This window comes from Brachybacterium epidermidis, from assembly GCF_015209585.1.
Classification (GTDB): Bacteria; Actinomycetota; Actinomycetes; order Actinomycetales; family Dermabacteraceae; genus Brachybacterium; species Brachybacterium epidermidis.
Map to the genome: position 1 here is coordinate 194,553 of NZ_JADEYR010000003.1, position 12,342 is coordinate 206,894.

The 12,342-nt window shown below is 71.9% G+C and carries 12 protein-coding genes; 9 read left to right on the plus strand and 3 right to left on the minus strand.

The window, feature by feature from the left end; translation table 11 throughout:
• Positions 1 to 65: 65 nt before the first annotated feature.
• Both IOE58_RS05125 and IOE58_RS05130 read left to right on the plus strand, forming a co-directional pair.
• Complete coding sequence (locus IOE58_RS05125) at positions 66 to 287, plus strand: CopG family transcriptional regulator (protein ID WP_193865326.1); 222 nt, start codon at positions 66 to 68, stop codon at positions 285 to 287.
• Positions 284 to 712 (plus strand): TA system VapC family ribonuclease toxin, encoded by a 429-nt coding sequence (locus tag IOE58_RS05130; RefSeq protein ID WP_193865327.1) that lies wholly within the window; start codon positions 284 to 286, stop codon positions 710 to 712. The genes IOE58_RS05125 and IOE58_RS05130 overlap by 4 nt, the downstream gene beginning before the upstream one ends.
• A 150-nt stretch (positions 713 to 862) precedes the next feature.
• Here IOE58_RS05130 and IOE58_RS05135 read toward each other — a convergent pair whose 3' ends face one another.
• The 3 genes from IOE58_RS05135 to IOE58_RS05145 all read right to left on the minus strand — a co-directional run bounded on the left by IOE58_RS05135 (position 863) and on the right by IOE58_RS05145 (position 4,257).
• Entirely contained in the window at positions 863 to 2,290 is a 1,428-nt protein-coding gene (locus IOE58_RS05135) for a flavin-containing monooxygenase (RefSeq protein ID WP_193865328.1), read from the minus strand.
• A 117-nt stretch (positions 2,291 to 2,407) separates the two neighbouring features.
• Complete coding sequence (locus IOE58_RS05140) at positions 2,408 to 3,256, minus strand: DUF1345 domain-containing protein (RefSeq protein ID WP_193865329.1); 849 nt, start codon at positions 3,254 to 3,256, stop codon at positions 2,408 to 2,410.
• On the minus strand, positions 3,253 to 4,257 hold the full coding sequence (locus tag IOE58_RS05145) for an N-acetylglucosamine kinase (protein WP_193865330.1): 1,005 nt from the start codon (positions 4,255 to 4,257) through the stop codon (positions 3,253 to 3,255). Before IOE58_RS05145 ends, IOE58_RS05140 begins: the two co-directional genes overlap by 4 nt.
• Positions 4,258 to 4,360: 103 nt before the next feature.
• Here IOE58_RS05145 and IOE58_RS05150 point away from each other — a divergent pair, with 103 nt between their 5' ends.
• The 7 genes from IOE58_RS05150 to IOE58_RS05180 all read left to right on the plus strand — a co-directional run bounded on the left by IOE58_RS05150 (position 4,361) and on the right by IOE58_RS05180 (position 12,340).
• Positions 4,361 to 5,668, plus strand: coding sequence for a sugar ABC transporter substrate-binding protein (locus IOE58_RS05150; protein WP_193865331.1), 1,308 nt, complete (start codon positions 4,361 to 4,363; stop codon positions 5,666 to 5,668).
• A complete protein-coding gene (locus IOE58_RS05155) occupies positions 5,665 to 6,627 on the plus strand; it encodes a carbohydrate ABC transporter permease (RefSeq protein ID WP_193865332.1) in 963 nt (320 codons plus the stop codon). Before IOE58_RS05150 ends, IOE58_RS05155 begins: the two co-directional genes overlap by 4 nt.
• A 131-nt stretch (positions 6,628 to 6,758) precedes the next feature.
• The gene (locus IOE58_RS05160) at positions 6,759 to 7,529 is read left to right on the plus strand and encodes a carbohydrate ABC transporter permease (protein ID WP_193865385.1); all 771 of its coding nucleotides are present in this window, start codon (positions 6,759 to 6,761) and stop codon (positions 7,527 to 7,529) included.
• Positions 7,526 to 9,067, plus strand: a complete 1,542-nt coding sequence (locus tag IOE58_RS05165; protein WP_193865333.1) for a glycoside hydrolase family 3 N-terminal domain-containing protein — start codon at positions 7,526 to 7,528, stop codon at positions 9,065 to 9,067. Before IOE58_RS05160 ends, IOE58_RS05165 begins: the two co-directional genes overlap by 4 nt.
• A gap of 14 nt (positions 9,068 to 9,081) precedes the next feature.
• The gene (locus IOE58_RS05170) at positions 9,082 to 10,260 is read left to right on the plus strand and encodes an anhydro-N-acetylmuramic acid kinase (RefSeq protein WP_250646991.1); all 1,179 of its coding nucleotides are present in this window, start codon (positions 9,082 to 9,084) and stop codon (positions 10,258 to 10,260) included.
• A 134-nt stretch (positions 10,261 to 10,394) separates the two neighbouring features.
• Positions 10,395 to 11,423 (plus strand): N-acetylmuramic acid 6-phosphate etherase, encoded by a 1,029-nt coding sequence (locus tag IOE58_RS05175; protein WP_193865335.1) that lies wholly within the window; start codon positions 10,395 to 10,397, stop codon positions 11,421 to 11,423.
• Positions 11,420 to 12,340: a MurR/RpiR family transcriptional regulator gene (locus tag IOE58_RS05180; protein WP_193865336.1), complete on the plus strand. Its 921-nt coding sequence runs from the start codon at positions 11,420 to 11,422 to the stop codon at positions 12,338 to 12,340. Before IOE58_RS05175 ends, IOE58_RS05180 begins: the two co-directional genes overlap by 4 nt.
• The last annotated feature ends 2 nt before the right edge of the window (positions 12,341 to 12,342 follow it).

Sequence of the window (12,342 nt, forward strand, 5' to 3'; positions counted from 1 at the left end):
CGGGGATCCCCGCAGTGCGCATCAGTGATGCATGATGCGTGCATCACTGATGCTACGCTGAATGCATGAGAACCACCGTCAATCTCACGCCGGATGTCGAGGCCGAGGTCGCCAGGCTGCGCCGTGAGCACGGGCTGGGCACCAGTGAAGCTGTGGTCACCCTTGCGCGACGGGGGATGCAACGCGGCAGCGCGCGGCAGCGGTTCGTCCAGCGCACCGAATCGCTCGGAGCTCGCATTGATGTCAGCAACATCGGCGAGGTCCTGGACACTCTCGATCACGAATGATCGTCGACGCCAACATCCTGCTCTATGCGGTGGACGAGTCAGCTCGGGACCACCCCTCCGCCAGGTCCTTCCTCGAGGAGCACCTCAACGGTGAGGTGAGGATCGGACTTCCATGGCAGAGCCTGTCGGCGTTCCTGCGCATCGCCACGCACCCCCGGATCATGGGCACGCCCTTGTCGGCACCCACCGCAGCGGTCTTCGTGGACGACTGGCTCGGGGCCCCCGCGGCGTGGATGCCCGATGTCACCCCGGCGAGCTGGTCGATCCTGCGTGGCCTGATGGAGAAGCACGATGTGACCGGCAACCTGGTTCCCGATGCCCAGCTCGCGGCTCTGGCCATCCAATACGGGGTGCCGGTTGTCAGCGCAGACTCCGATTTCGCCCGATTCACGGACGTCACGTGGCTCAACCCCTGTGCACGGTGAATGACATGGGCAGGTGCCCATCGATCCGAGCGCACGGCACGGCGCATTCCGTCCTGCGCGGGAGCTGACGAACCGGCTCGGAGTGACGTTCCCGCGGGAACGCCTCAATGCTCCCGGTGGAGGATCGCCCCGAGCCGTGCCGCGGGCGGGTCAGGCGAACAGCGACCGCACCGTGCGCAGGCGCCCCAGCAGGCGGTCGCGGTCCACGAACGGCACCACACGGCCCTCGGAGGAGTCGGCCGGATTGCGAGTGGCCGGCGGCGTGGACTCGGCAGCGCGGCGGTTGACCGGGGCGGTGCCCAGCTTCCCGGTAATCCGGCCCAGCAGGCCGCCGCCCTTGCCCGCGGTGGTCACCGGCACCGCGGAATCGGAGCCCGCGCGGGCGCGGTGGAACTGGGTGAGGGCGGGGGAGCCGTCGCGCACGGCCTTCATCAGGTAGGCGGCGATGTCGGCCTGTTCCACCAGGATCGGCAGCACCCCACCGGAGACCCGGTTCTGACCGAGCACCACCAGGTCGTCGCGACCCCGTGGGAACGCTCCCAGGAACAGGTCCAGCTCACCGCGGGCGGTGCGGGGGATGACGTCCTCCGGGAGGTGGTCCGCACCGGTCTCGTACCCGGTGGCCAGCACGATCAGGTCGGGCCGGTAGTCGGATTCGTCGGCGTAGACCACCGTGCCGTCGGCCCGTACCCCGGTCACCGGGGCGATCGGGGTGATGCGGCCCTCGCGGATCCGGTCCAGCACGTCGTCGGAGATGATCACCGCGTCCTCCAGGACGCTCGCGGACGGCTTGGGCAGCCCGACGTCCGACGGGTCCCCGGCCATCCGGCCGATGACCGTCTGTGCGATCGCGTCGTTGAGCTTCCCGAGCGCGGCGGGCTCGCGGGAAGCAGCCACGTCCCCGGGCATGCCGGCGATGTGGCGGGGCACGATCCAGTGTCCGGTGCGCACGGACCAGCGCACCTCCAGGGCGCGACGGGCGGCGTCCACCGCGATATCGGCCGCGGACTGGCCGGACCCCACCACCAGCACACGCCTGCCCTCCAGGCCGTCGGCGCCGTTCCACTGCTTGGAGTGGATCACGCGGACCGCGGGATCGACCTCGGCCGCCCAGGCGGGGAGGTGGGGTCGCTCGGAGATGCCGTGGGCGGAGATCACCGCGGCGTAGATGTGGATCTCCCCGGTGGAGAACTCCACCTGCCACACGCCCTCGGAGAACGGGCGCGCAGAGCGCACCTCGACGCCGGGCCGGAAGTGCTCGGTGAGGTCGTAGCGGGCCGCATAGGCGCGCAGGTACTTGCCCATCTGCTCGGGCCGCAGGTAGTCGGGGAAGGACACCGGCTGGATCATGTCCTCGTACTGCGTGAAGCGGCGCGAGGAGACCATCTCCATCGAGCGCCAGGTGGGGGAGTCCTCCCGCTCCTCGTTCCAGATGCCGCCCACGTGGGCGGAGCGGTCCACCAGGTCGAAGGGCACCTCCAGGGCCTTCAGGGCGGCGGCGGCGGCGAGTCCCGCGGGACCGGCGCCGATCACCAGCACCTTCTCGCGGGTGGGGACCGGGTCGTGGAGCTCGGACATCGAGGGGCCTTCCGGATCGGGCGTCGGGCGGGTGCACGCGGAGGTGGCTCCGGCACCGCGCCCAGCGGCAAGCAGACGTGCACCATCCTAGGCGCTGGCCTGGAGAGCCGCGCGGCCTCAGCCCAGGGCGGTGACCACCACGGACACGCCAAGGGTGATCAGGATGGTGACCGTCACGTGGGCCAGGACGGCCTGATCGCGCACCAGCTTCCGTGCGGCCGACGTGCGCGGCAGGAAGTCGCCCACCCCGGCGGTGGTCTGGATCAGCGTCGCGGCGTACACGTAGTCGCGCATCGAGCGCTCCGGCCCGGGCGTGGCCTGCAGGTCGAAGGCGTCCCCCCAGGCGTCCTCCGCCACGTACTCCAGGGCGTAGGTCATCACCGAGCCGATCCAGGCGGAGACCAGCGCACCGATGGTGAAGGCGAGCAGGATCGGGATGGCGATGCCGGGCGGCCTCATCACCATCAGGGCGATCGCGATGCCCGCGCTGAGCATCAGCTGCAGCACCTCCATCACGGGCCCGCCGTACCCCGTCACCCACCGGTACAGGCGCCGGTAGCGCCGCACGCGCAGCAGCCGCATCGAGGCCACCAGGCGGTTGCGCGAGACCCCGGTCGCCGCCCAGTAGGTCAGCGCGGCGTTGATGACACCGAACGCGGCGACCGCGGCGACGGTGATCAGCATGGCGGCCGCGGTGGCATCGGCCTGATCGTCGGCCAGCACGTAGTTCAGCTCGGGGATCGTCAGGACGAGCACCATCGTGATGGCGGTGGCGATGCCCATGGCCAACAGCACCCGCAGGCCGGGGGAGAGCAGCCGCTGCCGGAGGGTGCGGGAGCGGCGTCGCTCCCGAGCGGGACGGGGACGCGCCGGCCGAGGCTGCCGCACCGATGCGGGGCGAGCGGGCTCGGCCCCGGCCTGCTGGGAGGGTGCCGTGGCGCCGGCCGACGACGCGCCGGCATTCATCGGTTCTGCCCACCCGCCATCTCGGCAGCCATCTCGGTGGCCAGGCGCACCGCTCCCGGCAGTCCGGAGGAGACGGTGCGGTGCTCCCGGCCCTCGGCGTCGAACCCGGTGACCACCTCGTCCCGGATCGGACCGGGGGTGGCAAGCACGGAACCGGCCAGCACCACGGGCAGGCCCAGGGAGGGGTCCATCTCCCGCACCGTGGTGCAGAAGTGGCGGATCGCGGTATCGAGGATCTCCCGTGCGGCCGGATCCTCCAGCACCGTGCCCGGCAGGGGAGCGAAGCGACCCAGCCCCGCCGGGTACCCGGCCGGGGCGATCCGGTCCACGGCCCGGATCAGGTCCTGGCGCACGTCGCCGGTGGGGGAGGGCGGCAGCAGGCCGTCGCGCAGATCCAGGTCCAGCATGTCGCCCACCCGCTCGGTGAGCAGGGTGCGGCGACCGCGACTGTCGAGGTCCGCGGCCACGGCCTGCACGGTGCGGCGGCCCAGCCACACTGCTGAACCGATGTCCCCCAGCAGCCACCCCATGCCGTCGCGCCGCTCCACTGCCCGGCGCTGCCGGTAGGTGACCGCAACGGCCCCGGTCCCGGCCAGCAGCAGGATCCCGTCGTCCCCCACCTCGCCGGCCAGGAACGCCACCAGGTGGTCGTCGGTGACGGTGAGTCGGGAGGCGTCGATCCCCAGCGGCGCTGCGGCCTCGTGGGTGGCGCGCTGCACTTGCTGATGCTGCGCGGGTCCCGCCCCGGCGAAGGCGAGCACCGCGTGGCTCACCTCGTGCCCCGACACCTCCCCGAGCGCGTCGCGCATGGTGGCCGCGAGCGTCGTGAACGCCTCCGGACCGCTCGAGCGCAGGTTGCAGCCCGGGCCGGTGGCTGCGCCCAGCAGCTCACCGGCGTCGGCACCGGCGCCAGGGGTGCCGGGCACCGCCCGCACCTCGATGCGGCTGCTGGTGCCCCCGATGTCGGCAGCGAGGATGATGCGCCGTGGGTCCCGTTCCATACCGGCTCCGATCGTGTTAACTTCTGTGGCACATCGCATGATGTGAAAGTTTCTTCGATCCCCCCAGGATCCTCGCTCAGCCGCGAGCCTCAAAGGAGTTTCCATGATCGCACGACGACGTGTTCTCGCAGCCGGTGCCGCCGGCAGCGCCGCTCTCACCCTGGCCGCCTGCGGGGCGGGAGGCACCGGTGGCGGCGGCACCGACCCCACGGACACCGAGGCCAATGCCGACAAGACCATCACCCTGTGGATCATGCAGGGCACCAACGCCAAGACCGATGAGTACGTCGAGGCGCTGAAGACGGCCTTCACCGAGCAGACCGGCGCCACCCTGGACGTGCAGGTCCAGCCCTGGGACGGTGCCCACGACAAGTTCGTGACCGCCATGAGCGGCGGCACCGGTCCGGACGTCGCCGAGGTGGGCACCACCTGGACACCCGAGTTCGCCGACGCCGGCGGGCTCTCCGACCTCACCGCCGAGATCGAGGAGGCCGGCCTCAAGGACAGCCTGGTCCAGGGGCTGGTCGAGTCCGGCACCCTGGACGGCAAGCTCTACGGCATGCCCTGGTACGCCGGGGTTCGCTCGATCCTCGGCAACAAGGAGAAGCTCGAGGCCGCGGGCGTGGCCGAGCAGCCCCAGTCCTGGGACGACCTGCTCACCATGATCACCGCCCTCAAGGAGTCCGACCCCGACTCCATCCCCTTCCCCGTCGCCGGTGCCAGCTCCTTCTCGATGCTGCCCTTCGTGTGGGGTGCGGGCGGCGACATCGCCACCGAGGAGGGCGGCGAGTGGACCGCCACCATCAACTCCCCGGAATCGGTGGAGGGCCTGACCTGGTACACCGACCTGGCGCTCAAGCACGACGCCTCCACCGCCGCCGCCTCCACCTGGCTGGAGACGGACTCCCTGGCCGCCTTCCTGCAGGGCGACGTGGGCATGTTCATCACCGGCTCGTGGGTGCCCGCCACCATCGAGCAGGACAACCCGGAGATGTTCGAGAAGCTCGTGGCGTACACGATCCCCGCGAAGGACAGCCCCGTGGCCAAGTCCTTCCTGGGCGGATCCCACCTGTGCCGCTTCGAGGAGTCCCAGGAGCCCGAGCTGGCCTTCGAGCTGATAAAGCTGATGGCCACCGGCGAGTTCGCCACCCGCTGGGCCACCGAGACCAACTTCTTCCCCGGTGACCAGGCCGCGCTGGACGAGGTGGTCGCCTCCGGTGACGAGCTCACCCAGGTGTTCGCCCAGCAGATGAGCGAGGGCGGCACCTCGGTGCCGGTCACCCCCGCCTGGGGCAAGATCGAGGGCAAGAAGACCATCACCACCCTGCTGACCGAGGTCCTCGGCGGCACTCCGGCCCAGGAAGCGGCCGACGCCGCCGCCGAGGAGATGGACCAGATCTTCCAGTCATGACCGCTGCCCACACCGCGGGAAGGGCCCCCACCCCGGGCCCTTCCCGGACAGTGCCCCTCGGCCGACGAGTGCGCCGCACGGCTGCGCCATGGATGCTGCTCGCCCCGGCGCTGATCGTGCTCGCGGTGCTGCTGCTGTGGCCGCTGGGCCGCGTGCTGAACCTCTCCCTGCAGGACTACGGGCTGCGCAACCTGATCCGCGGCGACTCGAACTACATCGGCCTGGACAACTACGTCCAGGTGCTCAGCGACCCGTTCCTGTGGAGGACGGTCCTGCCCAACACGGTCGTCTTCGCGGCGGTGTGCGTGGTGCTCACGATGGCGGTGGGCACCGCGGTGGCCCTGTTCCTCAACACGCTCTCCGATTTCTGGCGCGTCATCTGCACCACCGCGATCATGGTGGCCTGGGCGGTGCCCGCGCTGACCAACACCTACGTGTTCGTGTGGCTGTTCGACCCGCGTGCCGGACTGGTCGCCAACCTGCTGGGCGAGCTGGGCCTGTTCGAGCCCGGTTCGGTCAACTGGTTCTCCGACCGCCTGTCCTTCTACGCCATCGCCACCATCAATGTGGTCTACCACGGCTTCCCCTTCATCGCGGTGACCGTGCTGGCCGGTCTGATGACCGTGCCCGAGGAGCTGTACGAGGCAGCCGAGATGGACGGGGCAGGCGCGGTGCGACGCTTCACCAACATCACCGTGCCGGGGCTGCGCCCCATCTTCGCGGTGTGCATCATCCTGTCGACCATCTGGGACTTCAAGGTGTTCACGCAGATCTACCTGATGCCCGGCGGTGACGGCACCAACCGGTCCGTGATGAACCTGGGTGTGTGGTCCTACACCGAGTCCTTCTCCCAGGGCGCCTACGGCATGGGCTCCACCATCGCCGTGCTCCTGACCCTGCTGCTGCTCGCCATCACCGTGGTGTACCTGCGGTTCCTGATGAAGGAGGAGGAGCTGTGAGCATCACCGCCACCCGGGCCTCCTCGGCCGAGACCACCCACGGCAGGAGGGACGCCCGGCGCCCCGCCCGCAGCCGCAGTGCGCGACGTGCCGGCAGCGCGGTGCTGAAGGCGATCGGCATCGTCCTGGTCATGGTCTTCTCCCTGTTCCCCTTCTACTGGATGCTCTCCACCGCGGTGGACACCAGCCCGCTGTCCCGCGGAGCCTCCCTGCTGCCCAGCGGCTTCACCCTCGAGCACTTCCGGTACGTGCTGGTGGACGCCGACTTCCTGCGGTACGTGCGGGTGTCGCTGCTGGTGGCCCTGGGAACTGTGCTGATCAGCGGCATCCTGGCGCTGCTGGCGGCCGTGGCCGTCGCCCGGTTCCGCTTCCGGCTGCGCACCGTGGTGCTGGTGATGGTGCTGATGGTGCAGATGGTGCCGCTGGAGGCCCTGGTCATCCCGCTGTTCCTCCAGGCGCGCTCCCTGCAGATGCTCAACTCCCTGCTGGGCCTGGTGATCGTGTACCTGGCGTTCTCCCTGCCGTTCGCGATCTGGAACCTGCGCGGCTTCGTCGCGGCCGTGCCCAAGGAGCTGGAGGAGGCCGCCTACATCGACGGCGCGAGCTGGTTGCGCATGTTCCGCTCCGTGCTGCTGCCCCTGGTGGCGCCCGGGCTGGTCGCGACCTCGGTGTTCTCCTTCATCACCGCGTGGAACGAGTTCATCTTCGCCCTGACGTTCATGCAGGACTCCTCGAAGTACACCGTCGGCGTGGGGCTGCGCACCTTCTTCACCCAGAACACCGCCGACTGGGGCTCCATCATGGCCGCGTCGACCATCATCGCCATGCCCGTGGTGATCTTTTTCGTGCTGGTGCAGCGCAACCTCGCCTCCGGCCTCACCTCGGGAGCGGTGAAGGGATGAGCACCGGGTCGGGCAGCAGGGGTGGGGGCCAAGCCGAGCTCTGGGACCGCGACGCCCTGGGCGTGCTGCTGGCCCCCTTCACCGGCACCGAGGTGCCCGCCTTCCTGGAGGCCCCGCTGCGCGCGGGCCTGGGCGGCGTGATCCTGTTCGGCCACAACATCCCCGATGCGGCCACCTGCGCACGCCTCGCCCGCGCCCTGCACGCGATCGAGCCGGAGGTGCTGGTCGCCGCCGACGAGGAGGGCGGGGACGTCACCCGGCTGCAGGCCGGAGTCGGCTCCTCCCTCCCCACGGCCTGGGCCCTCGGCGAGGTGGACGACCCCGATCTCACCCGCGCCGCCGGCAGAGCACTGGGTGACCTGCTGGCCGCCTGCGACATCGACCTGGACCTCGCTCCCGTGCTCGACGTGTCCACCGACCCGAAGAACCCGGTGATCGGCACCCGTGCCTTCGGCGCCGATCCCGACCTCGTGGCCCGCCACGCCCGTGCCATGGCCGGGGGCATCCGCGATGCGGGCGTGGGGGTGTGCGGCAAGCACTTCCCGGGCCACGGCGCCACCCACGTGGACTCCCACACCGCGCTGCCCACGATCGAGCTGGCCCGCGAGCAGTTCGAGTACGAGCACCTCGAGCCCTGGCACCTGGCCCCCTGGATGGACGCAGTGATGACCGCCCACGTCCAGGTGCCCGCGCTCGGCGAGGGGCCGGCCAGCATCTCCCCGTGGGCTCGCGAGGTGCTCGACGAGATCTGCGGTGAGGGCGGCTTCCGCGGACTGCTGATCACCGATGCCCTGGACATGGCCGGGGTCTCCGGCCCCATCGGGTACGGCGAGGCGGTGGTGCGGTCCGTCGAGGCCGGGGCCCACCTGCTGTGCCTGGGCACCTCGATCCGCCGCGACGACGAGCAGATGCTGCGCGAGGCCCACGACGCCCTGGTCGCCGCTGCTGACTCCGGGCGCATCCCTCGCGACGTCCTCGCTCGGCGCGCCGCCGAGGTGCGGCAGCGCCGCGGATGGATCCGAGAGCGCCGGCACGGCATGGGCAGCCCCGATCTCACGGGCGCCCTGATCGCCCTGGAGCGCATCGGATCCGAGGCTGCCGCCCGCGCGGTGCGGGAGCGGCGCAGCGCCGGTGCCCTCACCGGCGGGCCCGTGGTGATCGCCGATGCGCGCCGGCGCCGCGACCACGCCTCCGGCAGCCGCCGCAGCGTCCTGGCGGAGGTGCTGCGAGAGCGGGGCGTGCAGGCACAGGAGGCGGGCTGCCCCGCGGACCTCGCCCGGCCCGGTACAGATGCGCTGGTGATCACCCGCCTGCCCCGCTCGGACCGGGAGGAGCAGGCACGGCTGGCCGAGCTGCTGCGCCTGCGTCCCGACGCGATCCTGGTGCACGTCGGGGTGCCCGACGCCGCCCGCCGCCACGACAGGTACGTGCTCGCCCACGGCGCCGGCCGCGCCTCGATGGTGGCCGCTGCGGAACTGCTGCTGGGACGCGCCTGCTCGATGGGGCGCCCGTCCTCGACGGGAGGGTCGGGCCGATGAGGGTGCTGGGGATGATGTCCGGCACCAGCCTGGACGCGATCGACGTGGCCCTGGTCGAGTTCCGGCGCGACCAGGACGATCCTGCCCTCGCTCACGCCCGGATCCTCCACCATGGCGAGCACCCCTGGCCGGTGCGGCTGCGCCGCGACCTGCTGGCCGTGCTGCCCCCGGCCAACAGCGACGTCGGCACCTGGTGTCGCCTGCACGCACAGGTAGGGGAGGCCTTCGCCGATGCCGCTCACGCTGCCCTGGAGGGTGGTGGCGCGGAGCTGATCTGCACCCACGGCCAGACCCTCTACCACTGGGTGCAGGATTCCCGCGCCGCGGGCACCCTGCAGATCGGCGACGCCTCCCGCATCGCCCTCGCGACCGGTGTGCCCGTCCTGTACGACGTGCGTTCGGCCGATGTGGCCCGAGGAGGGCACGGGGCGCCCCTGGTGCCGATCCTGGACCAGCTGGTGCTCGGCGACCGCCCCACTGCGGTGGTCAACATCGGTGGCATCGCCAACGTGTCCCTGGTGGGCGCGGGCGAGGTGATCGCGGGGGACATCGGGCCCGGGAACGCTCTGATCGACGCTGCCGTGCTGAACGGCACCGGCGGTGAGCAGGCCTGCGACCTCGACGGGGCCCTGGCCCGCGCAGGAAGCATCGATCAGGAGCTGCTGGCGGCACTGCTCGCCGACCCGTTCTACGCCGCGCCGATGCCCCGCTCCACCGGGCGCGAGCAGTTCGACGCCGCCTACGTGGACCGCCTCGCCGCGGCCCGCGGCCTCGCGCTGCCGGGCCTGCCGGACCTGGCCGCCACGCTCACCGAGCTCACCGCCACCACCATCGCCCGAGCGGTGCTGGACCTCGCCCCTGAGCGCGTGGTGCTCACCGGCGGGGGGATCCACAACCCCGCACTGCGGGAGCGGCTCGAGGACCTGCTGGCCGGTCCGGTCATAATGGACGCCGAGAGCGCCGGGCTCCCGGCGGATGCCAAGGAGGCCGTGCTGATGGCACTGATCGGCTGGCTCAGCGCCGAGCAGGTCCCCGCCGTGCTTCCCCGCGCCGACGGCACCGCGATCACCGGTGCGAGCGGGCCCGCCGTGCTGGGATCCCTCACCCGCCCGGGCGCTCCCGCCGCCCAGCATCCCGGCCGGCCCCTGCGCCGCCTGCACTTCCCCGCCATCCCGACTCCCGGCGATCCCTGACACCGCAGCCCTGCCACCCCACACCTCGACCCGACCACGAGCCCACCCCGCTCCTCGACCCACCCCGCACCCCCGACCGGACCACGAACCCTGCCCCGCCCCTGATCCCCCGCGAGGACGCCCCAGGAGGACCCATGACCGACACGGACGCCACCACCCCGATCCCGCAGCGCGAGGCATGGCGGACCCTGGTCTCCCTGGTCTCCCCCACGGAGGAGCGCAATCCGCGCAGCGAGGACCTCGACACCCTGGCGGCATCGGACCTGGTGGAGCGGATCCTCGCCGAGGACGCCACGGTGGCGGCCGCCGTGCAGGCCGTCAGCGATGACATCGCCCGCCTGGTCGAGGTGTGCGTGGCCGCGATCGACGCCGGTGGCACCGTCCACTATGTCGGGGCCGGCACCTCCGGGAGGCTCGGGGTGCTGGATGCGGTGGAGCTGGTGCCCACCTACAACGCCACCCCCGACATGGTCACGGCCCACCTGGCCGGTGGCGACGCCGCCATGATGCGGGCCGTCGAGGGAGCCGAGGACGATCCCGAGGCCGGGGCCCGCGTGGTCTCCGAGCAGTGCGAGGACGAGGACGTCGTGATCGGCCTGGCCGCCAGCGGCCGCACCCCCTTCGTCGGCGGTGCCCTGCGGGCCGCTCGCGGGCGGGGCCTTCCCACCGCGCTCATCGCCGCCAACCCCGCCGCCCAGCTCGCAGGCGACGTGGACATCGCGATCCTGCTGGACGTGGGCCCCGAGGTGGTCACGGGCTCGACCCGTATGAAGGCCGCGACCGCCCAGAAGCTCACCCTGAACGCCTTGTCCACGGCGACGATGGTGCGCCTGGGGACCACCTTCTCCAACCTGATGATCAACGTGCGCCCCACCAACGCCAAGCTCATGGCCCGCACCGTGCGGATGCTGGTCCAGGCCACCGGCGCCGATCCCGACCACGCCGCTGACGTCCTCGAGCAGGCCGACGGGCAGCTGCGCGTGGCACTGGTGGCCCTGCTGGCCGGTGCCGGCGCCGTGGGCAGCGGCTCGGCCCACGGGCCCGTCGACGTCGAGGCGGCACGCGAGGCCGTCGGCCGCTTCCCCGCCGACCCGTCCCGCGACGGCGACCCCGCCGGGATCCGTTCGGCCGTGGCCGCACTGACCGAGAAGGACGGCCGGTGAGCGCGGGGACCGACGGCGGGGCCGCACGGAACGGGGGTGCGGCCGCCGGCAACGGAGGCGGGCCCGTCACGGTGCGGCTGCGGGGGCGGCTGGAGGACCTCCGGCCGGCGCTGCGCCGCATCGCCGAGATCGTGCTGGCCGATCCGCAGGCCGCCGGCGGCATGACCATCAGTGCGCTGGCCAAGGCCGCCGCCTGCTCCGAGGCCACCGTGGTGCGCCTGTCCCACGAACTGGGCTACAGCGGCTACCGGGAGTTCCGCTTCAGCCTGCTGGAGGAGACCGCGATCCACCGGGAGCGCACTTCCGGCAGCGCTTACGAGAGCGATATCGACCCTGCTGATGACCTGGAGACCGTGGTCGGCAAGATCGCCTTCGCCGACGCCCGCGCCGTGCGCGACACCGCCGGCTCCCTCGACACCGCGGTGCTGGGCACCGTGGCAGAGCTGATCGCGGGGGCACGCCGGATCGCCGTGTTCGGTGCGGGGGCCTCGGGCCTGGCAGGCATGGACCTGGCGCAGAAGCTCACCCGCATCGGCCTGTCCTGCAGCGTGCACCGGGACGTGCACGAGGGCCTGCCCGCCGCCGCCCTGCTGGAGGAAGGGGACGTGGCCGTCGGGCTGTCCCACACCGGGCAGACCACCGATGTCCTCGATGCGCTGCGCGTCGCAGCCGACTCCGGCGCGGCCACCGTGGCGATCACCAACGCCCCGGCCTCGGCCCTGGCCCGCAGCGCCCAGCACGTCCTGGTCACCGCCGCCACCGAATCGGCCTTCCGCTCCGGTGCGACTGCTTCGCGCATCGCCCAGCTCACCGTCATCGACTGCATCCTGGTGGCGGTCGCCCAGCGCCTACCGGACCTGGGCCGCCAGGCACTGGAGCGCACCCGCACCGCCGTAGAGTCGCGCCGGGTGCCCTGAGC